This window comes from Streptomyces sp. NPDC004542 (assembly GCF_040610035.1).
Lineage (GTDB): Bacteria > Actinomycetota > Actinomycetes > Streptomycetales > Streptomycetaceae > Streptomyces.
In genome coordinates this window covers 62,895-85,080 of the sequence record NZ_JBEXLP010000001.1, presented here as the reverse complement: position 1 = coordinate 85,080, position 22,186 = coordinate 62,895, and the positions used below count along the sequence as shown (strand labels likewise).

Sequence of the window (22,186 nt, the reverse complement as noted above, 5' to 3'; positions counted from 1 at the left end):
CACGGGAAAGTCACGGGAGGTTTCCGCCGTACGCTCCCGGCATGAGCACACCAGAGACATCACGTTTTGTCCGCCTTCGGGTGGAACTGGTCCTCGAGATCGAGGACGACGAAGCGGTCACCGGGGCCGCACTGCGCCGGCTCGCCGCGGATCCGGAGCTGCCGGACGAGGAACGCGTCCACGCCCGAACCGCTGTGACGGAAGACACCGCGGAGGCCCTCGCCTATCTCGTCGACCCGTTCGACCTGGTCGGCGAGGTGCCGGGGGTGGAACTCCAGCAGGCCTCCTGGTCCACCGAGCGGATCGACTACGACCCCGATGCGCCGGACTGGCAACTCGACGAGGATGATGTCGAGGAGGACGACGAACGCTGAAGCGGCGGCATCGGCTGAGCGTCGGGGGGAACGCGTGACCCCGGCCGGCAACCGCCGGCCGGGGTCGCGTCGTCTCAGGGGGCGCACGGCCAACTCCCGCACCACCCGCACCGCGGACGTGGTGTGTCCCACACCTGTCAGGGATGTGGAACGGGGCACACCGGTCGTAGCGTTGAAGATTCTCGACGGGGGACTCGGGGTTTTTGGGGATTCGGCAACCATGGAGAAGCGTGTGATGACGGACAGTAAGCGGCGCAAGGGTCTGATGGCTGCGTCCGCACTGCTCGGCGGTGTACTGGTGCTCTCGGCCTGTTCCGGCGGCGACGACAAGTCCGCCGGCAGCGGCGGCGGCGGTGACAGCTCGCAGGCCCAGGCCGACGAGGCGGCGGCCAAGAAGTCCTCCGAGGCCCAGATCACGATCACGCCCAAGGACGGCTCGAACAACGCGTCCATCAACAACTCCGCCGCCGTCGAGGTCGCCAAGGGCACGCTCACCGGCGTCACCATGACGACCGCCGACGGCAAGGCCGTCGCGGGCGAGCTGGCCGCCGACAAGAAGAGCTGGAAGCCCAGCGTCCAGCTGGAGCGCTCCACCACCTACAAGGTCGCCGCGGAGGCCAAGGACTCCGACGGTCGCGTCGCCCACGAGAACGCCTCGTTCACCACGGTCTCCCCGGCCAACAGCTTCATAGCCAACTTCACGCCGGAGGACGGCTCCACGGTCGGCGTCGGCATGCCCGTGTCGATCAACTTCGACAAGGCGATCACCAACAAGGCCGCCGTCCAGAAGGGCATCACGGTCACCTCCAGCAGCGGCCAGGAGGTCGCCTGCCACTGGTTCAGCGCCAACCGCATGGACTGCCGCCCGGAGGACTACTGGAAGGAGAACTCCACCGTCACGCTGAAGCTGGCGCTCGACGGTGTCGAGGGTGCCTCCGGTGTCACCGGCGTGCAGCAGAAGACGGTCACCTTCCACATAGGCCGCAACCAGGTCTCCTACGTCGACGCGAAGACCAAGAAGATGAAGGTCACGCAGGACGGCAGGACCGTCAAGACCATCCCGATCTCGGCCGGTTCGCCCGAGAACAAGACGTACGAGGGCATCATGGTGATGTCCGAGAAGTTCAAGCAGACGCGGATGAACGGCGCGACCGTGGGCTTCACGGACGACGACGGCAAGGGCGAGTACGACATCAAGGACGTGCCGCACGCCATCCGCCTCACCAGCTCCGGCACCTTCCTGCACGGCAACTACTGGGGCGCGAAGTCCATCTTCGGCAGCGTCAACACCAGCCACGGCTGCGTGGGCCTGTCGGACACCAAGGGTGCCAACGACCCCAGCACGCCGGCCGCGTGGATGTACAACCACTCGATCCTCGGTGACGTGGTCGTCGTGCAGAACACCGGCGACAAGACCGTCGCGCCCGACAACGGCCTCAACGGCTGGAACATGAACTGGGCGCAGTGGAAGGCCGGCTCGGCCGTCTGACGTCTTACGGCGCCGTCCGGCGCCGTCCGGCGTCCTCTGGCCCCTTTTCCCGTATTTGCCCCATGCTTCCCGCGTTTCTCCCACGCGTGACCGGTGCCGCCCCCAGGGGCGGCACCGGCGTTTCCGGGGTTTTTCTGGGGCCGGCCACAGGCTTCTCATGCTTCTCTTATTTCGGCCTTATCGAGTCATCACGGTCCGTCCCTACCTTGCGGCCATGTTCTTCACCTACCTGAGGCGCGAACTGCGCCGCCGCAGAAAGGCGGCCCTCGTCGTCGCCTCCGGACTCGCACTGGGCATCGCGCTGGTCATCGTGGTCAACTCCGTGTCCAGCGGCATGGGGAAGGCGCAGGACAAGGTCCTCCAGTCGCTCTACGGCCTGGGCACGGACATGACGGTCACCAAGGCGGCGTCGGCGTCCACCGGCGACGCGCAGCGGCCGCGCTTCCGGTTCGACGCGCAGAACGACGACGACTCCACCTCCCAGAGCAGCGACCGCGTCATGGTGCAGGGGTTCACCACCCTCGCGTCGTCGACCGTCACGAAGGTCGGCAGCCAGAAGGGCGTCTCGTCCGCCGTCGGCGGACTGAGCCTGAACGTGGTCAAGGTGAGCGGGGAGTTCACCCGCGGCCAGTTCCAGCAGAACCAGAACTCCGGCAGCGGCGGCCGGCCGGGCGGCCCCGGCGGCGGCAGCGGCCGGCCGCAGGGCGAGGTCCGGGGCGGTGGCGCCGATTTCGACATCAACCAGTACTCGGTCTTCGGCACCGACGTCACGAAGACGGCGCTCGGCCCGCTGACCTCCTCGAAGATCACCAGTGGCCGCGCCTTCCGGACCAGCGAGACCGACGCCAAGGTGGCCGTCGTCGACTCGGCCTACGCCAAGACGAAGAAGTACAAGGTCGGCTCCACCGTCACCATCAAGGGCGTCAAGTTCAAGGTGATCGGCATCGCGACCGCCGACAGCGGTGACTCGGCGGCCAACCTGTACATCCCGCTCAAGCGGGCGCAGACCCTGGCGGACGAGAAGAACAAGGTCACCACGATCTACGTCAAGGCGGCCGACTCCCAGCAGATCGGCTCCGTCAAGAACACCATCCAGAAGAACGTCTCCGGTACGACCGTCACCACCTCGGCCGACCTCGCCAAGACCGTCTCCGGTTCGCTGTCCACCGCCTCCAGCCTCGCCACCAACGTCGGCAAGTGGCTGTCCGTCGCGGTGCTGGTGGCCGCGTTCCTGGTCGCCGGGCTGCTCACCTCCTCGGCGGTGTCCCGGCGGGTGCGGGAGTTCGGCACGCTCAAGGCGCTGGGCTGGAAGTCGGGGCGGGTGACCCGTCAGGTGATCGGCGAGGCCATGGTCAACGGCCTGGTCGGCGGCGCCCTCGGTATCGCGCTCGGCCTGGCGGGCGCGTACGTCGTCACCGCGATCAGCCCGTCCCTGCAGGCGCAACTCGGCGGCACCGCGGGCGGCTCGGGCGGTCCGGGCGGCGGTCCCGGCGGCGGGGGCGGCTTCGGCGGTCCCGGCCGGCAGGCGGCCAAGACCCTCGACGTCGCGCTCACCGCGCCGGTCAGCGTCACGACCGTCGTCCTGGCCGTCGGACTCGCGGTGGCCGGTGGCCTGATCGCGGGTGCGTTCGGCGGCTGGCGGGCGTCGCGACTGCGTCCGGCGGACGCGCTGCGGCGCGTCGAGTAGCCACCGGCCGGCCCCCTCCTTCCCGTCCTTCCAGGAGTTGCACCCACCATGTACGAACTCAGAGGCGTCACCAAGCGCTACACCCGGGGCAAGGACACCGTCCACGCCCTCGACGGAGTCGACCTGAACATCGGCGACGGCGATCGGCTGGTCATCCAGGGCCCCACCGGCGGCGGCAAGTCCACCCTGCTGCAGATGCTCGGCGGTCTGGACCGGCCCAGCTCCGGCGAAGTCGTCCTCGACGGCACCGACCTGGCCAAGCTGTCCGAGGCCCGGCTGACGAAGGTGCGCAGCGAGAACATCGGCTTCGTCTTCCAGTCCTTCAACCTCATCCCGACGCTCACCGCGCAGGAGAACGTCGAGACCGCCCTGGTACCGCTCGGCGTGAAGGTGAAGGAGCGGCGCGAACGGGCCGCCGAGGCACTGAAGTCGGTCGGGCTCGGCGAACGGCTGGGGCACCTGCCGTCCGAGATGTCCGGCGGTCAGCAGCAGCGCGTCGCCATCGCCCGCGCGCTGGTGAAGCAGCCGAAGGTGCTGCTCGCCGACGAACCCACCGGCAACCTCGACGAGGGCATGCGCGACGAGATCATGGACGTGCTCGAACGCCTGTGGAAGGAGCACGGGTTGACCTTCATCATGGTCACCCACGACTCCGCCCTCGCGAAGAAGGCCCCGCGGCTGGCCACCATCCGCAAGGGGAGGATCACGGTGAAGGAGAACACCACCGCCTGAGCGTCGCGCCTATAACACCATTGCCCGACCCGTGACCTCGCGATTGAGTAACGGTGTTCCGCCCGGCGCGTAACAGTTCCCGGCAGCGCTTTCCCGCCCCCTCTCCTCTCTTGAGGCGTTTGATCACCCCCCGGCATACTGCGTGTTCCGGGGGGTTGACGCGCATGCGTACGAAAGTCCCCCCGGCCGGGTGAACGGGGAATTCGCCCGGTACTCCGTCTCCAGGGGGAGTCTTGCGCAGACAAGTGAAAAGGGCTGCTGCGGCCACCGTGGCCACCGCAGCAGCAGTCGCCCTCGCCGCGGGCATGACCAGCCCGGCGTCGGCGAAGCCCGAGCAGCGGTCGACCGCCGCTGCCGCATCGCTCACTTCCAAGCACCGCATCACCCTGATCACCGGCGACCGGGTCGCGGTCGACGCCAAGGGCCGGGTCGTCGGCCTGGAACGGGCCAAGGGCCGCGAGCACATTCCGTTCCAGATCCGCAAGGCCGACGGCCACACCCTCGTCATTCCCGCCGACGCCGCCCACCTGGTCACCTCCGGCAAGCTGGACCAGCGGCTGTTCGACATCACCGAGCTCGACAAGGCCGCCACCCGCACGTCCCAGAAGCACGGTCTGAAGGTCATCGTCGGCTACAAGGGCGCCGCCACGGCCGCCAAGTCCGACGTCCGCGACGCTGGCACCCTCCGCCACAGCCTCAAGACGCTGAACGCGGACGCCGTGCAGACCCCGGCCAAGGACGCGCCCGAACTGTGGGACGCGGTCACCGACGGCGCCCGGACCGCCTCCGGTATCGCGCACGTCTGGCTGGACGGCGTCCGCAAGGCCAGCGACGACACGTCCGGACCGCAGATCGGCGCGCCCACCGCGTGGGCGGCCGGCTACACCGGCAAGGGCGTCAAGATCGCCGTCCTGGACACGGGTGTGGACACCACCCACCCGGACCTGAAGGACCAGGTGATCGAGTCCAAGAACTTCTCGGCCGCCGCCGACACCACCGACCACTTCGGCCACGGCACGCACGTCGCGTCCATCGCGGCGGGCACCGGCGCCAAGTCCAAGGGCAAGTACAAGGGTGTCGCGCCCGACGCCAAGGTCCTCAACGGCAAGGTGCTGGACGACTCCGGCTTCGGTGACGACTCCGGCATCCTGGCCGGCATGGAGTGGGCCGCCCAGCAGGGCGCCGACGTCGTCAACCTCAGCCTGGGCGGCTACGACACGCCCGAGGTCGACCCGCTCGAGGCCGAGGTCGACAAGCTCTCCACCGAGAAGGGCGTCCTGTTCGCGATCGCCGCGGGCAACGAAGGCCCCGAGTCGATCGGTTCGCCGGGCAGCGCGGACGACGCGCTCACCGTCGGCGCCGTCGACAAGAAGGACAAACTGGCGGACTTCTCCTCCACCGGCCCGCGCGTCGGCGACAGTGCCATCAAGCCGGACGTCACCGCGCCCGGCGTCGACATCACCGCCGCCGCGGCCCCGGGCAGCGTCATCGACACGGACCCCGAGGTCCCGCACCCGGCACCCGGCTACCTGACCATCTCCGGTACGTCGATGGCCACCCCGCACGTCGCGGGCGCCGCCGCGATCCTGAAGCAGGAGCACCCCGACTGGGGCTTCGCCGAGCTCAAGGCCGCCCTGACCGGCTCCGCGAAGGGCGGCAACTACACGCCGTTCGAGCAGGGTTCGGGCCGCATCGCGGTCGACAAGGCGATCAAGCAGACCGTGATCGCCGACCCGGTGTCGGTGAGCTTCGGCGTGCAGCAGTGGCCGCACACCGACGACACGCCGGTCACCAAGCAGATCACCTACCGCAACCTCGGCACCGAGGACGTCACGCTCGACCTGGCGGCCACCGGCACCGACCCCAAGGGGCACGCGGCTCCGGCGGGCTTCTTCAAGCTCGACGCCACCAAGGTCACGGTCCCCGCGGGCGGCCAGGCGGCCGTCGGCCTGACCGTCGACACCAAGCTCGGCGGCACCCTCGACGGCGCGTACTCCGCGTACGTGACCGCGACCGGGGGCGGCCAGACCGTCCGCACGGCCGCCGCGGTGCAGCGCGAGGTGGAGTCGTACACGGTCACCCTCAAGCACACCGGCCGGGACGGGAAGCCGTCCGGTGCCTACGACACCGAACTGTTCGGCTTCACCGGCCTCGGCAAGGAGCACTTCTTCGCGGCCCGGCCCGACGACTCCGGCACCACGACCCTGCGCCTGCCGAAGGGCACGTACCTGCTGGACTCCGAGATCACCAAGAACCTCACCACCTGGGAAGGCGGCATCGACTGGCTGGTGCAGCCGAAGCTGAGCGTCACCAAGGACCTCACGGTGAACCTGGACGCCCGGACCGCCAAGGCGGCGGACATCACCGTGCCGGACGCACAGGCCAAGCCGGTCTCCGCGATGATCGACTACGTGTACGGCACGGCGTCCTTCGGTGTCGGCATCGGCATCCAGCTGGGCAGCTTCGGTGATCTGCGCATGGCGCACCTCGGCCCGGAGGTGGCGAGCGGACTGACCCAGACCTGGGGCGGCCAGTGGACCAAGGGCGGCAGCACCGAGTACGACGTGGCCACCACCGCGCAGGTCAAGAAGATCCAGGGCGGCAAGGTCCGCCACTTCAAGACCGGTGAGCTCGCCACCGTGAAGAACACCGTCGGCGCCTCCGCCCCCGGCAAGACCGGTTCGGTCGACGCCTGGGGTGCCGTGGGCGACGACGTGGTCGCCGGCGTACCGGTGGAGCAGAAGCTGCCCGGCACGCGCACGGTGTACGTCTCGACCGTCGACGGCGCCCGGTGGGGCTTCGACGTCACCCAGTACTCCGGACACGACGCCGACGGCTTCCCGGTCGCGGACGCCTTCTACACGCTGGGCGACCCGCAGACCTTCAAGGCGGGCACGACCTACAACAAGACGTTCAACACCGCGGTCTTCGGCCCGCACCTCAACTCCGAGTACGGCCTGTTCCGTGACGGCAACGAGATCTTCGGCGTCGTGCCGCTGTTCGCCGACAGCAGCAAGCACGCCGGTTCCTCGGACTTCACCGCGGTGACCACGACCCTGTACCGCAACGGCGCCAAGGTGGGCTCCAACGACGACCCGCTGTTCGGCGGGCAGACCTTCACGGTTCCCTCCGGTGACGCCGAGTACAAGCTGACCACCTCGGTGAAGCGGACCGTCAAGGTCGCGGCCGCCTCCACCCGGATCGACGCGAGCTGGACCTTCCACTCGAAGAAGCCGGCCGCCGGCGTCATGGCCACCCTGCCCGCCTCCACCGCCCACTTCGGCGCCAAGACCGGCCTGGACAGCCGCGTCGCGGCCGGAAAGACGGTCACCTTCCCGGTCACCGTGGAGGGCGCCGCCGCGGGCCGCAACCTGAAGTCCCTCGCGGTGTACGTGTCGTACGACTACGGCCAGACCTGGAAGAAGATCGAGGTCAAGCACGGCAAGATCACCGTGAAGAACCCGGCGAAGGGGAAGGCCGTCTCCTTCCACGCCAAGATCGCCGACAAGAAGGGCAACAAGTCGACGATCTCGATCTACAACGCGTACTACGGCAAGTAACCGCCGACGCGTCAGCGGCCTGCCCCGAACCCCGGGTTCCGGGCAGGCCGTCCGCGTACGGCAGACCGCCGGCGGGCCGGGGTCAGCCGCGGGTTCCCGCCCGGGTCGCGTCCGCTCCCCAGCTGGCCAGCAGGCGCAGGGACTCGGCCGACGCGGAGCCCGGCTCGGCGTGATAGACGACCAGGCTCTGGTCGTCGCCCGCCACCCTGAAGGACTCGAAGTTCAAGGACAGCGCGCCGACCAGCGGATGCCGCAGCCGCTTGACGCCGTGACTCTTCTCCTTGACGTCATGCGTCGCCCACAGCCGCCGGAACTCCTCGCTCTTGACCGAGAGTTCACCGACGAGGGCGGACAGCCGGGGGTCGTCCGGGTAGCAGCCCGCGTCCATCCGCAGGCCGCAGACGATGTCGATCGCCTTCTGCTCCCAGTCGACGTACAGCTCCCGGTACTCGGGCTTCAGGAACACCAGCCGCGCCCAGTTCCGCTCCGCCGCCGGCAGCTCCGCCCAGTCGCCGAAGACCGCCGCCGCCATCCGGTTCCACACCAGGATCTCCGAGCGCCGTCCGACGACGTACGCCGGCACCGCGTCCATCGTGTCCAGCAACTGGGCGATCGACGTCCGCACCTGCTGGGGACGCGCCGACGGCCTCTTCTTGTGCTGCTTGCCCTTGGCGAGGTGCGTGAGATGCGCCTGCTCGGCGTCGGTCAGCCGGAGCGCCCGCGCGATGGAGTCCAGCACCTCCGCCGACACGTTCTGCCCGTTGCCCTGCTCGAGCCGCGTGTAGTAGGCCACCGACACCCCGGCCAGCTGCGCCAGCTCCTCGCGGCGCAGCCCGGGCACCCGCCGGTGCCGCCCGTAGTCGGGCAGCCCCACGTCCTGCGGCTTCAGCCGGGCCCGCCGGGTGCGCAGGAACTCGCTCAGTTCGGCGCGCCGGTCCAGGGACGCTCCGGAGGGCTGGGGCTGTACGTCCATGGATCCAGTATTCACGGTCCTCCGCGGTCGTACGTTCCCGAGCCTGACCCCGCCAGTGGTAGGCACGGCAGGCGTACGCAAAGACGGCTCTGGGTGATGCCGCCGTCATGGGGCAGGCTGAATGCATGACCACTACTGTTGCCGCATACGCCGCCCCCGCCGCGAAGGCCCCGCTCGAGCGGACCACCATCGAACGGCGCGAGGTCGGCGAGAACGACGTACTGATCGACATCAAGTTCGCCGGTATCTGCCACTCCGACATCCACCAGGCCCGGGAGGGCTGGGGCAAGGCCACCTTTCCGATGGTCCCCGGCCACGAGATAGCGGGTGTCGTCTCCGAGGTCGGCCCCGGTGTCACGAAGTTCGCCGTCGGTGACCACGTCGGCGTCGGCTGCATGGTCGACTCCTGCCGCGAGTGCGAGAACTGCGAGGCCGGCCTGGAGCAGTACTGCCTCAAGGCCACGGTCTGGACGTACAACGACCACGGCAAGGACGGCGAGCCGACCTACGGCGGCTACTCGGAGAAGATCGTCGTCGACGAGAACTTCGTCGTCCGCATCCCCGAGGGCCTCTCCCTGGACGTGGCCGCACCCCTGCTGTGCGCCGGAATCACCACGTACTCCCCGCTCCGCCACTGGAACGCCGGCCCCGGCAAGAAGGTCGCCGTCGTCGGCCTCGGCGGCCTCGGCCACATGGGCGTCAAGATCGCGCACGCGCTCGGCGCCGAGGTCACCGTCCTCTCGCAGACCCTGCGCAAGAAGGACGACGGCCTGAAGCTGGGCGCCGACCACTACTACGCCACCGGCGACCCGGAGACGTTCGAGCAGCTCAAGGGCACCTTCGACCTGATCCTCAACACGGTCTCGGCGCCGGTCGACTTCGGCGCGTACATGTCCCTGCTGCGCCTCGACGGCGCGATGGTCAACGTGGGTCTGCCCGAGGAACCGGCCCGGATCACGCTCCAGTCGTTCTTCGGCGGGCGCCGCAGCATCAGCAGCTCCAACATCGGCGGCATCCAGGAGACCCAGGAGATGCTGGACTTCTGTGCCGAGCACGGGCTGGGCGCCGAGATCGAGGTGGTCCGCGCGGACCAGGTCAACGAGGCGTACGAGCGGGTGCTGGCCAGCGACGTCCGGTACCGCTTCGTGATCGACGCGTCGACGATCTGAGCCGTCTCCTCCCCGACGCCCGGCGGTGCCCGCCGGGCGGGCCAGCGGCCGGTGGACGGGATGCCGTCCGCGGCGCCGGCCCGCGCGGGCGGCGGGCCGCCGGGGGGCCGCCGGGGGGCGCCGGTGGGCGGGGACCGCTGAGAAGCGGGCCGCACCCGAGGCGCCTCAGAGGCGGCTGTACTTCCCGATGTCCTCGGTGAACTCCTCGATCGCCCGCGCGGTGAGCGTCGGCCGGGTGTCGGCGATGGCGGTCATGTAGTCCTCGGTGGTGGCCGGCCGGCCCTCGCGGTGCGTGACCTCGCGTTCGAACGCCGCCTGGGCGCCCTTGCGGGCGGCGAACTCGATGTCCGCCGGGGTGAACAGCTCGCTGGCCCCGACCAGCCGGGCGAGGTCCACGGAGCCGGCGGCATCCCTCAGGTAGCGCGCCCAGATCGCGGTGCGGGCGGTGGGGTCCGGGGGCCCGATGGGCAGCACGTAGTCGAACCGGCCCGGCCGCAGGAAGGCCGCGTCGAGCGAGCGGACCGAGTTGGTGGCGCAGACCAGCAGCCGCGCGTCCTGCTCGCGGAAGACGGGGATGAGCTTGAGCAACTCGTTGGTCACCCCGTGCCCGGGATCCACCGCCCTCCCGGACCGCGCGCCGGCGATCTCCTCGACCTCGTCGATGAAGAGCAGCACCGAGTCCAGGTCCGCCAGATCCGCGAAGGCCTCCCGCAGGGCCGCCGCCAGACCCTCGCTCGTGTCGGCCGCCAGCCGGGACGGGAAGAGTTCCACGAACGGCCAGCCGAGCCGCGAGGCGACCGCCTTGGCGAAGCTGGTCTTCCCGGTGCCGGGCGGGCCGAACAGGATGACCGCCTTGGGCGGCAGGACGCCGTAGCGGTCGGCCAGCGCCGGTTCCGTCAGCGGGAGCACGACACGGCGCTCCACGACCCGCTTCTCGCGCTCCATGCCGGCCATGGCGGCCCAGAGCCCGTCGGGCAGCATCCGGCCGCCCAGCGCCGCGAGGACATCGGCGTCGGCCGCGCCCGGTGGTTCGAATCTCTCGTAGTACGTCAGGTCGTCACGGCACCGGAAACCGGAGTTCCCCAGCGCCTTCGTGCCGGCCGCGCCCGCGGGCAGCAGCGCGCTGATGTGGCGCACGCCCAGCGCCCGCAGGCGTCGCTCCAGCTCGGCGAGGAGCGCACTGCCGATCCCGCGCTCCCGCCAGCGGGCGGCGAGCGCCACCTGGAGCACCCATCCGTGCTTGCCGTGCGCCTCGGCCACGGCCATCCCGACCAGTTCCCCGCCGACCTCCGCGACCACCGCCGGCTGACCGGCCTTGGCCGCCGCCATCACCTCCGACACCGGGAACACCGGTTGCTCGTCGGCACGGCGGCTCTGGTCCCAGATCTGGATGGCCTGGTCGAGATCGTCGTCGTGATAGTCACGCAGACGCCATGCGGGCATCGCCACCACCTCGCCCGTACCGGGAGTGCCATTGTCTCCCGCTCCCCGCCGGGCGACGAGCCGTGCGCCCACCGCGGTTGCCGGGCCCCGGCCGCGGTGATCTACTCGGTAGCAGGTCCGTCCGTACGGAGCATCCACCCTTGCCCGATACCCGACGAAGCACGGCGAACGACACGGTCCCGTCCCGCGCGGGGCGGGATCACACCGGGACCACGCCGGCATCACGTCGCCGACAGCAGTCGGCCGTCCGGCTGCCGGAGACGGTGGGACGCCGTGCTGCTCATCGAGGGGAGCACGGAAATGACCTCAGCAGCCGCGGGCAACCGGCCCATGCAACGACTGCGCCACCAACTCACGGGAGCGGCGTCCACCGTCGGCCATTCGGCGAAGGCGACCGGCAGGGCCACGGCGGACGCCGTGCGCCACCCGGGGACCACGGCCGAGCGCGCCCGCAAGGCGTCGCGGGCGCTGCCGCTGATGTGGCAGTCGGTGAAACCCGTGCTCACCGGCCACGTGGCCGACTGGCGCCGGGAGTACGCCTACACGCTCGGGGAGCAGGCCTTCGTCTATGGATTCCCGTACATCTACAACGCCGGACTCCGTCACCGGTGGGTGACCCGGAAGCCGGACACCGACACGACGCCGTACGCCGCCGTCAACCACTTCTGGCACGCCCAGCAGCTCTTCGACGCCTCCGACCGCGAGGGACTGGCCCCCAACAACGACACGCTGTACTCGTTCGCGTGGGTCGACCTGAGCGAGGAACCCGTCGTCCTCTCCCACCCGGAGATGGGCGACCGCTACTTCACCTTCGAACTGGTCGGCATCACCTCCGACAACTACGACTACGTGGGACAGCGCGCCACCGGACCGCACGCCGGTCACTTCGCGCTCGTCGGGCCGGGATGGGAAGGAGACCTCCCCGAAGGGGTGCGCCGTACGGCGACCGCCCCCAGTCCCTGGGTCCTGATCGTCGGCCGGACCCTCGTCGCGGGCGAGGACGACCTCGCGGACGTGCACGCGCTCCAGCGCCAGTACCGGCTGGCTCCGCTCCACCTGTTCGGCAAGGAGGGCGTACCCCTTCCGGAATCCCGCGACGTGCTCGAACCGGTCGACGCGGCGCGGGATCCGCTCGGGCCGTGGAAGACCCTGAACGCGATGCTCGCCGAGAATCCGCCGCCGCGCCACCACGAGGTCCTGCTCCAGCAGTTCGCCGAGATCGGTGTCGGTCCCGGACTCGACGTCGAAGCCCAGCCCGAATCCGTGAAGCAGAGCCTGATCCGGGCGGCGTCGACCGGCGCGGCGATGCTCGAACAGCAGCTGCTCAGTGGCGAATGGGCCCAGGTCGTCAACGGCTGGCGCTACCCGCCGCCACGGATGGGACGGTTCGGGGACGACTTCCTGAAGCGGGCCGCGGAGCAGTCCTTCGTCGGTGTCGCCGCCAACGATCCCGAGGAGGCGGTCTACCTCGCCGCCTTCCACGACGCGAACGGCGACAAGCTGTCCACGGGCCGCTACGAACTCCGTTTCGAGCCGGGCGGTCTGCCGCCTGTCGACGCGTTCTGGTCCCTGACCGTCTACGCCGAGGACAAGAACCTGGTCCCCAACCCGATCGGCCGCTACTCCATCGGCGACCGCACCCCGGGACTGCTCGCCGACGAGGACGGAAGCCTGACGATCCACCTCCAGCCCGACTCCCCGGGCCCCGCCCGGGAGCCCAACTGGCTGCCCACACCGGAAGACGGCATCTGGTTCATCGCCCTGCGCATGTACCTGCCACGTCCCGAGGTCATCGACGCCCAGTGGGCATGCCCGCCGGTCAACCGCCTCGGCTGACGTGACCCGCGGGTCGCGCCCACCGCGGATCCCCGGGCCGGACACCTCAGACCCGGGGATCCCTGCGGCGGGGCATCAGCAGGAAGGCCGGCACCGCCACCCCGAGCGGCAGCACGCTGACGAGCAGCATGGTGAGCCGTACCCCGTGGGCGAAGTCCAGCCCCAGGTGCAGTCCCGAAGCCTGCCGGAGCAGGTTCGGGTCGTAGCCGGCGCCGCCCGGGTTCTGCGCCATCCCGCTGCGCAGGGCATCCACGGCCTGCTCGGCCTGCCCGAAGCCAGGGAGAGCCCGAGGACGACCGGCAGGTACCGCGCGTCGGTGCGTGACCCGGCTCCCGGCACTGCGCCACCTCCCGCGGGTGTCAGTACGTGATCTCCGCCCAGATCGTCTTCCCCTGCGGATGGTGGCGTGTACCCCAGCGATCGGCGAACTGGGCGACGAGCAGCAGCCCGCGTCCGCCTTCGTCGAAGGTGCGGGCGCGCCGCAGGTGCGGAGCGGTGCTGTTGCTGTCGGAGACCTCGCAGACGAGCGCGGCATCGCGGATCAGACGCATCCGGATGGGGGGCTGCCCGTAGCGGATCGCGTTGGTGACGAGCTCGCTGATCACCAGTTCCGCGGTGAAGGACACCTCGGACAGCCGCCACTCCGCCAGCCGTGCCTGGACCGCCGCACGGGCGTCGGACACCTCGGCGGGGTCGGCCGACAGGTCCCAGGTGGCCACCTGACCGGCGTCCAGGGCGCGGGTGCGGGCGACGAGGAGCGCGACGTCGTCCTGCGGCTGCGCGGGGAGCAGGGTTCGGATCAGGTCGTCGCACACGGCCTCCGGCGACCGGGCGGGCAGTTCCAGACGCCGGCGCAGCAGTGCGAGGCCCGCGCCGAGGTCGTGGTCGGTTCCCTCGACGAGCCCGTCGGTGAACAGCGTGATGAGGCTGCCCTCGGGCAGTTCCCACTCCACCGTCTCGAAGGGGAGCCCTCCCACACCCAGCGGGGGCCCGGGGGGCACGTCGAGGAAGTACGCCGTTCCGTCGGGCGTGACGACGGCCGGGGGCGGGTGGCCCGCGGTGGCGGCCGTGCAGCGCCGTTCGACCGGGTCGTAGACGACGTACAGGCAGGTGGCGATGAGATCGGTGGAGGTGTCGAGGTCGCTCTCGGCACCGGATCCCTCGGTGGGGTCCTCCTCCATCGCCAGATGGGTGACGAGATCGTCGAGGTGGACGAAGAGCTCGTCGGTGGGCAGATCGACGTCGGCCAGGGTGCGCACCGCGGTCCGCAGCCGGCCCATGGTGGCGGAGGCACGCAGGCCGTGGCCCACCACGTCCCCGACCACGAGGGCGACCCGGGCGCCCGACAGCGGGATCACGTCGAACCAGTCGCCCCCCAGACCCGCCCGGGTCCGTGCCGGAAGGTAACGGTAGGCGGCCTCGACCGCCTCCTGAGCGGCGAACCGGCGGGGCAGCAGGCTGCGCTGCAGAGCCAGGGCGGTGGTGCGTTCGAGGGTGTAGCGGCGGGCGTTGTCCACGGCCACGGCGGCGCGCGCGGCGATTTCCTCCGCCAGCAGCAGGTCGTCTTCCTGAAAGGGCTCCTGACGCCGGTGGCGGACGAAGATGGCCACGCCGAGCGTGATACCGCGGGCGCGCAGCGGAACGACCATGATCGAGTGGACCTCGAAGGTCCCCACCACCTGTGACCGTTCCGGGTCGTTCTCCTGCCAGGACCTGATCGCCTGGTCGAGGGTGCGGTGGAGCGAGGCCCGGCCCGTGGCCAGACAACGTACCGGCGGAGAGAATTCCGGGTAGCAGTCTACGTCACCCGCCCGGATCACCGCCTCGGGCACACCGGGGAGCACGGACTGCTGCGCGGCGCGACGCAGGACGACGGCACCGGTCGCGGAAGGCCTCGGTTCCACACCCCGGACCAGCGAGTCCAGCAGGTCGACGGTGACGAAGTCGGCAAGCCGGCCCACGGCGACATCGGCCATCTCCTGGGCCGTCCGCATCACGTCCAGGGTGCTGCCCACCTGCGCGCTGACGTCGTTCAGCAGGGCGAGCCGCTCGCGGGCCAGGTGCTGTTCGGTGATGTCGAGCGCGGCGAGCTGGACGTGCCGTACACGGCCCCCAGGGGGCCTGAGCGGGGACACGGTGATGGACCAGACCCTGTCGTCCGCCGTGGGCCGGGCCCTGCCCCGCACGTGGAACTGCGAGGGCTCCGCCGTCTCGAACACCTGGCGCATGCCGTCCTCGACCGACCGGCAGAGGTGGGGCGGCATGATCTCGGTGACCCGCCGGCCGCACAACTGCTCCTCGTCGAGAGCGAGTTCACGCACGGCGCCGGCACTCGCCCGGACCGCACGCAGCTCGGAGTCGAACACCATCAGGGGCAGGGGACACTGCGTGAACGCGTCCTCCGCCGTCGCCACGGCGGGCTCCGCCTGCTCCGGCTGCTCCGCCGTCGCCACGGCGGGCTCCGCCTGCTCCGGCTGCTCCGCCGTCGCCACGGCGGGCTCCGCCTGCTCCGGCTGCTCCGCCGTCGCCACGGCGGGCTCCGCCTGCTCCGCCTGCTCCGCCTGCTCCGCCTGCTCCGCCTGCTCCGGCTGCTCCGGTGCGGTTGCCACGACGAGCCGCTGGGTGTTGCCTTCACCGTCGAGCGACGGATACGTGCGCAGCCGCACCTCCACCCGTCGGCCGTCCCGGTGGCGGAGCGAGGCGGTGCCGCCGCGGCGGCCGAGGACGGCGGGCCAGCCCCCGGCGGCCCCGGGTTCCGAACCGAGCAGACGGGCCGCGGGGCGCCCGACGACATCCTGGTAGGGATAACCGAGCAGTCGTTCGGCGCCCGCACTCCAGCCGGTCACGATCCCTCGCGCGTCGACGACCGCCGTGGCCGCGGCCGCTCGGTCCGGGAACGCGCCGGAGCCGTCACCCGTGGTGGCACCGTGCATGTCGATCATCGCCCATCTGGCCCGCGGAGACCGGAGCCCTGGGAGCGGCGGCCGAGCCCGCGGACCGCCCCCGGCCGCCCACGCCGCGCCGACCCCTCCCCCCACTTCTACCGTTCCCCGCGCGCGCTCGCAGGTCGGCTGGGTCCCTCACCCCGGCCTCCCTCCGGCGAGCCTGGGCCGCGGCAGCCTCTCAGCCTCCCTCCTCCCGTGCCCGCACGGCAGCCTCCTGATCGCGGTAGTACGAGCGCCAGATCAACCGGTGCACTCGCGTCCAGCGTGGGACGGACCGTACGCCCGGGATGAAGGGGACCAGCACCAGCCCCAGGCTGAGCAGCACCATCAGGCCCCAGATCAGGGCGTCCGCGTTGCCGGACGACTTGAAGGGTTCGATCTGATACCAGAACGTGTACAGCCACAGCCACGCCTGGCCCGGGTAGTTCCCGATCTCGTTCATCATCCCCCACTGGTCGCCGCCCAGGTGTTCGGCGCGGGCCAGGGTCTCCAGGTAGGAGCCGTCGGAGAGGAAGAGCAGGGAGCGGGTGTAGTCGGTCTGGTAGAACGTGCCGCCTTGCCGTAGCTCTCCGTCCAGGGCGCCCGCTCTGGCCAGGTCGAGCAGGCGCGCGGTGAGGACGGGAACCGGACCGTAGTCGCCCTTGGCGACCTTGGCGGGGTCGCCGCCGGGAGACTTGGACAGGGCCTCGGAGTAGGCCTTGGTCCAATCCTGGCGCCGGGAGACCGGAGCAGCGGCCCAGGCGGCCAGGGCAGCGCGGACGCCGGGTGGTTCCGGGGCGTTGGCCAGGGGGCGGAGTACGAAGTCGTCGGCGGTGTCCACCGGGATACGGACCCCGGCGGCGTTCTGCAGCCCGATCGGGCCCAGCTTCTGCGCCGCGCCGGGCGTGTGGTTGTACGGGGGCCCGTACTCGGCCGTTCCACTGGTGCCAGCGAGTTCGGCGACGGTGGTCGCCGTGAAATCCCCGCCGGCCGCCCGGGACCAGGAAGCCAGGGTCACCGGCTTGACGTCGGGCGAGGAGAAGACGGCGGCCAGCACGGCGGTGAGGAGCGCGACAGCCACCAGGGCCATCGTGAACTCCTTGATCAGGTCGTACGGCCGGGTGGGGAAGTCGGCGGGGTCCGGCACCGCGGACTTCCGGGATCGCCGGCCCGTCACAGCTTGTTCCCCGGCGCGGGCGACGCCGTGCCGCTGTCCGCGGGATCGGTCGCTCCGATGGGCGGCACGATTCCGCGCCACCGGACCAGCAGGATGTGCCCGGCGGTCAGCAGACCGAGGACGAACGGCAGCAGCACGATGTGCCACATCAGCATCTGCCCGAAGTCCAGCACATTGAAGAACGCGCCGATACCGACCGAGTTGAGCCCGTCCTTGGCCTGCGCCCCGATCCACTGCGAATCGAAGTTCTGCTGGACCAGGTAGCCGGTGAAGGCGGTGCCCATCGCGGTGAGGAAACAGACCACGCCGCTGACCCACGTCAGCACCCGGCGGCCGCGCCAGGCCGCCATGAAGAACTTGCCCCACAGGTGGATGGCCATGAAGAACATCAGCAACTCGACGCTCCACAGGTGCAGGCTGTTCACGTACCTGCCCGCCGTCGAGACGTGCCACCAGGCGGGCCCCTCCAGCGCGAGCAACCCGCCGCTGGTGAGGACCACGATCAGCGAGGCCAGGGTGAGTACGCCGAAGACGTAGATCCACGAGGCCATGTACGCCGGCTGCGCGTCCGGCAGGAGTTTGGCCGGGGGCAGGGCCGCGACCGCCCGTCGGCGGACCGCTCCGGTCCAGCCCCCGGTGGGGGACTCGGTCGTGTAGGGCCCGGTGACCGCCGGGCCCCCGTCCGGATCGCTCATCTGCGGCCTCCGGGGAAGGGCAGCAGGAGGGCGGCGACGAACACGATCACCATCAAGCCGATGACCACGAGGTTCGCGACGGACACCTGGATGAAGCCCCAGTGCACGTAGTGCCCGGTTCCGTTCAGATCGACGGGCGCGGCAAACGCACGCCCGCGCGACAGCAGTGATCCCGGCATCGTCACGCCCCGCCTTCCCGTCCCTCGCCCGACCGTTGACGACAAGCGAAGCGCCTCCCGGAGCCCTCGGCATCCGGGCTCCCGCGGACGATGGGCCGGAAGGCCCAATCGGAACATGCGTCCGCGGGACTCGGCAGGCAGTCCGCGACGGGAGGCCCGTCCTCCCCTGTACGCCGTGGGCCGCGACACGCGGGAACCGCTACCGCGCGTCGAACGGGGGCACGATCCGGACGATGATGATCAGTGGGTCACGCGGTGCCATCAAGAAGCAGAACCAGCCGCCGGCAGCGTCCCTGCGGCGCAGACCACCTGGCCGGGGGCCGTTTCCAGGTCGCTGACATCGATGCCTGTACTGGCAAGCTCGACGAGCTCGCCGGCCAGGCCGGCGCGACGCGGTGGGCCAAGCCCCCCCCCGCCGGAGCCGTCAGCCCTCCGCCACCACGACACCGATCGGGCAGGCCACCCCCGTCCCGCCGAGCCCGCAGTACCCCGCCGGGTTCTTGTCCAGGTACTGCTGGTGGTACGCCTCGGCCGCGTAGAAAGGGCGGCCCTCGGCCGGGAGGATCTCCGTGGTGATCGTGCCGTGGCCGGAGGCGGTCAGGACCTTCTGGTAGGCGGCGCGGGAGGCCTCGGCGGCGGCGGCCTGTTCGGGGGTGTGGGTGTGGATGGCGGAGCGGTACTGGGTGCCCACGTCGTTGCCCTGGCGGAAGCCCTGGGTGGGGTTGTGGGACTCCCAGAAGGTCTTCAGGAGGCGGTCGTAGGAGATCAGCCTCGGGTCGTAGACCACGCGGACGGCCTCCGTGTGGCCGGTCAGGCCCGAGCAGACCTCCTCGTACGTGGGGTTCTCGGTGTAGCCGCCCTGGTAGCCGACCAGGGTGGTCCACACCCCGGCCGGGAGCCGCCAGAACGTGCGCTCGGCGCCCCAGAAGCAGCCCAGGCCGAAGTCGGCGACCTCGAGACCCTCGGGGTAGGGGTCCTGGAGGGGGTTGCCCAGGACGGTGTGGCGGTCGGGGACCTCGAACACAGGTGCGGGTCGGCCCTTGAGTGCCTGCTCGGGGGTGGGCAGCCGGGGCGTACGGCCGAAGAGCATGGGGTCTCCCTGTCGGTCTGGGGACTGGAGCCACCGATTCTGCGGTGGCACCGCCTACAACATGCGGGCCGCCCCTGGCATTTCCGGCCGTGCGCAGGCCCGCGCGTCCACGGGGAGAGGAGAACGCCGACAGGGTCCCGGTCAGCTCGGCAGGGTCGCCGGGCTGCCGCCGTTCGCCTCGTACCCCGCCACCGCCAGGGCGCGGTGCAGGGCGAACTCGGCGGCCGGGTCGGCGGACAGGATCCAGGGGAGGGCGCCGACGTGGCCGTCGACGTGTATCAGCTGGTCCATGGCCTCCGCCCAGCGCTCGGCCCGCACCAGGAAGAAGACCAGCAGGTGGCGGACGTGCGCCTGCATGGGGTCGTCGGGACGCGCCGCGTGCACCGCGTGGAGCGCGCCGTGGATCGCCTTGGTCACGACCTCGCTCTGGTAGAAACTGCTGACCAGGTTCACCTCGGGGAGGTGCTCGAACACCGCGAACAGCGGCATCGCGGCCAGCAGGGAGCCCTGCGGGGCGCGGGCCGCGGCGGCCTCCGCGAAGGAGTACGCCAGCTCCCGGGAGCCGTGCCACTTCGCGCACCAGTAGTGCAGGGCCGCCAGATGCGCGCCCATGTGGACGGGGGCGCGATCCAGGATCTTCAGCCACAGCTTCTCGAACTCCGGCTGGGAGTAGGCCAGTCCGCGCGCCACCGACAGCTCCACGATGTGCGGCACCGGGTCGCCGGGGGCCAGCAGGGCCGCCTGGGCGCAGGCTTCCCGGGCCTCCTCCATGATGATCCGGAACTCGTCCGTGCCGGGTTCAGACGTGCGCCACGCCTGCTGCACCAGGAACTCCGCGTGCACGGCGGCGGCACCCGCGTCCTTGGGCTGCTCGGCGCGCCACACCCGCAGCCACTGCCCGCCGGGCGTCTCGTGCACCCCGCCGGGCCGCTGCCGCAACTCCAGCGCCGCCGCGCCCGCGAAGGCCTGCACGCGCTGCCAGCGCGACTCGCCCTCGGTCTCGGTGCCGGCCAGCAGCTGCGCCGCCGCACGGTAGTCCTGCGTGCGCTGCACCAGGTCCAGGACGTCCAGCAGGTCCTGGTCGGGGCCGGGCATCCGGACGTCCAGCTCCTCCTGGCGCACGAAACCGTAGTCCGCCGGGTCGGCGGCGTCCGGGTGGTCCGGAGGCACCTGCTCGATCATCCCGCGCCTGCGCCGCAGCGTCGGGAGCAGCACGAAGCTCAGCATGAGCAGCGCCATCAGGACCCAGAGAATCGCCATGCGTCAAGCGAACCAGACGCCGGCGACAATTGGCCAACCGGTTGCCCGGACCTGTGGAAAACCCCTCCGCGGCGCCGCCCGGGCCCCGGCGTCCGTCATCGGCCCCGCGGGCGCATTACGCTCGGTCCCCATGAGCGACAGGCACATCAGTCAGCACTTCGAGACCCTCGCGATCCACGCGGGCAACACCGCCGACCCCCTGACCGGCGCGGTCGTCCCGCCGATCTACCAGGTCTCGACCTACAAGCAGGACGGCGTCGGCGGTCTGCGCGGCGGCTACGAGTACAGCCGCAGCGCCAACCCGACCAGGACGGCCCTGGAGGAGAACCTCGCCGCCCTGGAGGGCGGTCGCCGGGGCCTGGCGTTCGCGTCCGGGCTGGCGGCCGAGGACACCCTGTTGCGTACGCTGCTCAGCCCCGGCGACCACGTCGTCATTCCCAACGACGCCTACGGCGGTACGTTCCGCCTGTTCGCGAAGGTCGTCACCCGGTGGGGAGTCGAGTGGTCCGTCGCCGACACCAGCGATCCGGCTGCCGTACGGGCCGCCATCACGCCGAAGACCAAGGCCGTCTGGGTGGAGACCCCCTCCAACCCGCTGCTCGGCATCACCGACATCGCCGCCGTCGCCCAGGTCGCCCACGACGCCGGCGCGAAGCTCGTCGTGGACAACACCTTCGCCACGCCGTACCTCCAGCAGCCGCTCCCGCTCGGCGCGGACGTCGTGGTGCACTCCCTCACCAAGTACATGGGCGGCCACTCGGACGTGGTCGGCGGCGCGCTGATCACGGCGGACGAGGGGCTGGGCGAGGAGCTGGCCTACCACCAGAACGCGATGGGCGCGGTCGCCGGGCCCTTCGACTCCTGGCTGGTGCTGCGCGGCACCAAGACGCTGTCGGTGCGCATGGACCGGCACAGCGAGAACGCCACGAGGATCGCCGACATGCTCACCCGGCACGCGCGCGTGACGAGCGTCCTGTACCCGGGTCTGCCCGAGCACCCCGGTCACGAGGTCGCCGCCAAGCAGATGCGGGCCTTCGGGGGCATGGTCTCCTTCCGGGTCGAGGGCGGCGAGGAGGCGGCCGTCGAGGTGTGCAACCGGGCGAAGGTCTTCACGCTCGGCGAGTCGCTGGGCGGTGTCGAGTCCCTGATCGAGCACCCGGGGCGCATGACCCACGCCTCCGCGGCCGGCTCGGCCCTGGAGGTCCCCGCCGACCTGGTCCGCCTCTCCGTGGGCATCGAGAACGTCGAGGACCTCCTCGAGGACCTCAAGCAGGCCCTCGGCTAGTCCCGGTTCGGCTAGTCCCGGTTCCGGTCACCAGCCGGTCAGTGGTGGAGTCGTCGCACGCGGCGCACAGCAGCAGCCACAGCAGGCGGCGGGCCGCGGCCCTGCGGCGCAGCAGCCGGACGCCGCGCCGCACCGCGTCCGCGTACAGCTCCGGCGGCACCGGCGGCGGCGTCTCCTCCATCATCCGCCGTACGGTGGCCTCCCGCTGGGACCGGTTCACCCGTGCCCCCCGTCACCGCGCCGGCGCATGAGGGGCATGACGGAGCCACCGTCCGTCGCTACGGAGCCACCGGTAGTCATGACAGAGCCACCG

At 70.9% G+C, this 22,186-nt stretch carries 18 protein-coding genes; 8 read left to right on the top strand and 10 right to left on the bottom strand.

Going from position 1 to position 22,186, the window contains the following annotated elements:
• Window positions 1-41: 41 nt before the first annotated feature.
• The 5 genes from ABZX30_RS00410 (at window position 42) to ABZX30_RS00390 (ending at window position 7,842) form a co-directional block, all read left to right on the top strand.
• Window positions 42-374: a hypothetical protein gene (locus tag ABZX30_RS00410; protein ID WP_355926893.1), complete on the top strand. Its 333-nt coding sequence runs from the start codon at window positions 42-44 to the stop codon at window positions 372-374.
• Between the two features lie 235 nt (window positions 375-609).
• Window positions 610-1,863 (top strand): Ig-like domain-containing protein, encoded by a 1,254-nt coding sequence (locus ABZX30_RS00405; protein WP_355926891.1) that lies wholly within the window; start codon window positions 610-612, stop codon window positions 1,861-1,863.
• Window positions 1,864-2,077: 214 nt separating this feature from the next.
• The gene (locus tag ABZX30_RS00400; RefSeq protein ID WP_355926889.1) at window positions 2,078-3,550 is read left to right on the top strand and encodes an ABC transporter permease; all 1,473 of its coding nucleotides are present in this window, start codon (window positions 2,078-2,080) and stop codon (window positions 3,548-3,550) included.
• Between the two features lie 48 nt (window positions 3,551-3,598).
• Window positions 3,599-4,282, top strand: coding sequence for an ABC transporter ATP-binding protein (locus tag ABZX30_RS00395; protein WP_355926887.1), 684 nt, complete (start codon window positions 3,599-3,601; stop codon window positions 4,280-4,282).
• A gap of 245 nt (window positions 4,283-4,527) precedes the next feature.
• Window positions 4,528-7,842 (top strand): S8 family serine peptidase, encoded by a 3,315-nt coding sequence (locus ABZX30_RS00390; protein WP_355926886.1) that lies wholly within the window; start codon window positions 4,528-4,530, stop codon window positions 7,840-7,842.
• Window positions 7,843-7,924: 82 nt separating this feature from the next.
• On the opposite strand, the gene ABZX30_RS00385 is transcribed toward ABZX30_RS00390, so the two are convergent.
• On the bottom strand, window positions 7,925-8,815 hold the full coding sequence (locus tag ABZX30_RS00385; protein WP_355926884.1) for a helix-turn-helix transcriptional regulator: 891 nt from the start codon (window positions 8,813-8,815) through the stop codon (window positions 7,925-7,927).
• A 125-nt stretch (window positions 8,816-8,940) separates the two neighbouring features.
• Between ABZX30_RS00385 and ABZX30_RS00380 the strand changes: the two genes are divergently transcribed.
• Window positions 8,941-9,984, top strand: coding sequence for an NAD(P)-dependent alcohol dehydrogenase (locus ABZX30_RS00380; protein WP_355926882.1), 1,044 nt, complete (start codon window positions 8,941-8,943; stop codon window positions 9,982-9,984).
• Between the two features lie 165 nt (window positions 9,985-10,149).
• On the opposite strand, the gene ABZX30_RS00375 is transcribed toward ABZX30_RS00380, so the two are convergent.
• Window positions 10,150-11,427, bottom strand: a complete 1,278-nt coding sequence (locus tag ABZX30_RS00375; RefSeq protein ID WP_355926879.1) for a GNAT family N-acetyltransferase — start codon at window positions 11,425-11,427, stop codon at window positions 10,150-10,152.
• 300 nt (window positions 11,428-11,727) lie between these two features.
• Between ABZX30_RS00375 and ABZX30_RS00370 the strand changes: the two genes are divergently transcribed.
• Window positions 11,728-13,263: a DUF1254 domain-containing protein gene (locus ABZX30_RS00370; RefSeq protein WP_355926878.1), complete on the top strand. Its 1,536-nt coding sequence runs from the start codon at window positions 11,728-11,730 to the stop codon at window positions 13,261-13,263.
• Window positions 13,264-13,309: 46 nt separating this feature from the next.
• Here ABZX30_RS00370 and ABZX30_RS00365 read toward each other — a convergent pair whose 3' ends face one another.
• The 7 genes from ABZX30_RS00365 to ABZX30_RS00335 all read right to left on the bottom strand — a co-directional run bounded on the left by ABZX30_RS00365 (window position 13,310) and on the right by ABZX30_RS00335 (window position 20,588).
• Window positions 13,310-13,495 (bottom strand): hypothetical protein, encoded by a 186-nt coding sequence (locus ABZX30_RS00365; RefSeq protein WP_355926875.1) that lies wholly within the window; start codon window positions 13,493-13,495, stop codon window positions 13,310-13,312.
• A 127-nt stretch (window positions 13,496-13,622) separates the two neighbouring features.
• Window positions 13,623-16,196 carry a SpoIIE family protein phosphatase gene (locus ABZX30_RS00360; protein WP_355927363.1) on the bottom strand — a complete coding sequence of 858 codons (2,574 nt, stop codon included), beginning with the start codon at window positions 16,194-16,196 and terminating at the stop codon, window positions 13,623-13,625.
• Window positions 16,197-16,386: 190 nt separating this feature from the next.
• Window positions 16,387-17,334 carry a hypothetical protein gene (locus tag ABZX30_RS00355; RefSeq protein ID WP_355926873.1) on the bottom strand — a complete coding sequence of 316 codons (948 nt, stop codon included), beginning with the start codon at window positions 17,332-17,334 and terminating at the stop codon, window positions 16,387-16,389.
• A gap of 26 nt (window positions 17,335-17,360) precedes the next feature.
• Window positions 17,361-18,059 (bottom strand): cytochrome b N-terminal domain-containing protein, encoded by a 699-nt coding sequence (locus ABZX30_RS00350; RefSeq protein ID WP_355926870.1) that lies wholly within the window; start codon window positions 18,057-18,059, stop codon window positions 17,361-17,363.
• A complete protein-coding gene (locus ABZX30_RS00345) occupies window positions 18,056-18,244 on the bottom strand; it encodes a hypothetical protein (protein WP_355926869.1) in 189 nt (62 codons plus the stop codon). Before ABZX30_RS00345 ends, ABZX30_RS00350 begins: the two co-directional genes overlap by 4 nt.
• Window positions 18,245-18,662: 418 nt before the next feature.
• The gene (gene msrA, locus ABZX30_RS00340) at window positions 18,663-19,328 is read right to left on the bottom strand and encodes a peptide-methionine (S)-S-oxide reductase MsrA (protein WP_355926866.1); all 666 of its coding nucleotides are present in this window, start codon (window positions 19,326-19,328) and stop codon (window positions 18,663-18,665) included.
• 141 nt (window positions 19,329-19,469) lie between these two features.
• Window positions 19,470-20,588, bottom strand: coding sequence for a hypothetical protein (locus tag ABZX30_RS00335; protein WP_355926864.1), 1,119 nt, complete (start codon window positions 20,586-20,588; stop codon window positions 19,470-19,472).
• 130 nt (window positions 20,589-20,718) lie between these two features.
• Between ABZX30_RS00335 and ABZX30_RS00330 the strand changes: the two genes are divergently transcribed.
• Window positions 20,719-21,873, top strand: a complete 1,155-nt coding sequence (locus ABZX30_RS00330; RefSeq protein ID WP_355926862.1) for a cystathionine gamma-synthase — start codon at window positions 20,719-20,721, stop codon at window positions 21,871-21,873.
• On the opposite strand, the gene ABZX30_RS00325 is transcribed toward ABZX30_RS00330, so the two are convergent.
• Window positions 21,854-22,093 carry a hypothetical protein gene (locus ABZX30_RS00325; protein WP_355926859.1) on the bottom strand — a complete coding sequence of 80 codons (240 nt, stop codon included), beginning with the start codon at window positions 22,091-22,093 and terminating at the stop codon, window positions 21,854-21,856. The two genes, ABZX30_RS00330 and ABZX30_RS00325, sit on opposite strands and share 20 nt — an antisense overlap.
• Window positions 22,094-22,186: the final 93 nt, after the last annotated feature.

Bases quoted from the DNA above. Each gene is read 5' to 3' on its own strand.
- ABZX30_RS00410 (WP_355926893.1), top strand. From the start codon at position 42: ATGAGCACACCAGAGACATCACGTTTTGTCCGCCTTCGGGTGGAACTG.
- ABZX30_RS00405 (WP_355926891.1), top strand. From the start codon at position 610: ATGACGGACAGTAAGCGGCGCAAGGGTCTGATGGCTGCGTCCGCACTG.
- ABZX30_RS00400 (WP_355926889.1), top strand. From the start codon at position 2,078: ATGTTCTTCACCTACCTGAGGCGCGAACTGCGCCGCCGCAGAAAGGCG.
- ABZX30_RS00395 (WP_355926887.1), top strand. From the start codon at position 3,599: ATGTACGAACTCAGAGGCGTCACCAAGCGCTACACCCGGGGCAAGGAC.
- ABZX30_RS00385 (WP_355926884.1), bottom strand. From the start codon at position 8,815: ATGGACGTACAGCCCCAGCCCTCCGGAGCGTCCCTGGACCGGCGCGCC.
- ABZX30_RS00380 (WP_355926882.1), top strand. From the start codon at position 8,941: ATGACCACTACTGTTGCCGCATACGCCGCCCCCGCCGCGAAGGCCCCG.
- ABZX30_RS00375 (WP_355926879.1), bottom strand. From the start codon at position 11,427: ATGCCCGCATGGCGTCTGCGTGACTATCACGACGACGATCTCGACCAG.
- ABZX30_RS00370 (WP_355926878.1), top strand. From the start codon at position 11,728: ATGACCTCAGCAGCCGCGGGCAACCGGCCCATGCAACGACTGCGCCAC.
- ABZX30_RS00365 (WP_355926875.1), bottom strand. From the start codon at position 13,495: ATGGCGCAGAACCCGGGCGGCGCCGGCTACGACCCGAACCTGCTCCGG.
- ABZX30_RS00360 (WP_355927363.1), bottom strand. From the start codon at position 16,196: ATGCACGGTGCCACCACGGGTGACGGCTCCGGCGCGTTCCCGGACCGA.
- ABZX30_RS00350 (WP_355926870.1), bottom strand. From the start codon at position 18,059: ATGAGCGATCCGGACGGGGGCCCGGCGGTCACCGGGCCCTACACGACC.
- msrA (WP_355926866.1), bottom strand. From the start codon at position 19,328: ATGCTCTTCGGCCGTACGCCCCGGCTGCCCACCCCCGAGCAGGCACTC.
- ABZX30_RS00335 (WP_355926864.1), bottom strand. From the start codon at position 20,588: ATGGCGATTCTCTGGGTCCTGATGGCGCTGCTCATGCTGAGCTTCGTG.
- ABZX30_RS00330 (WP_355926862.1), top strand. From the start codon at position 20,719: ATGAGCGACAGGCACATCAGTCAGCACTTCGAGACCCTCGCGATCCAC.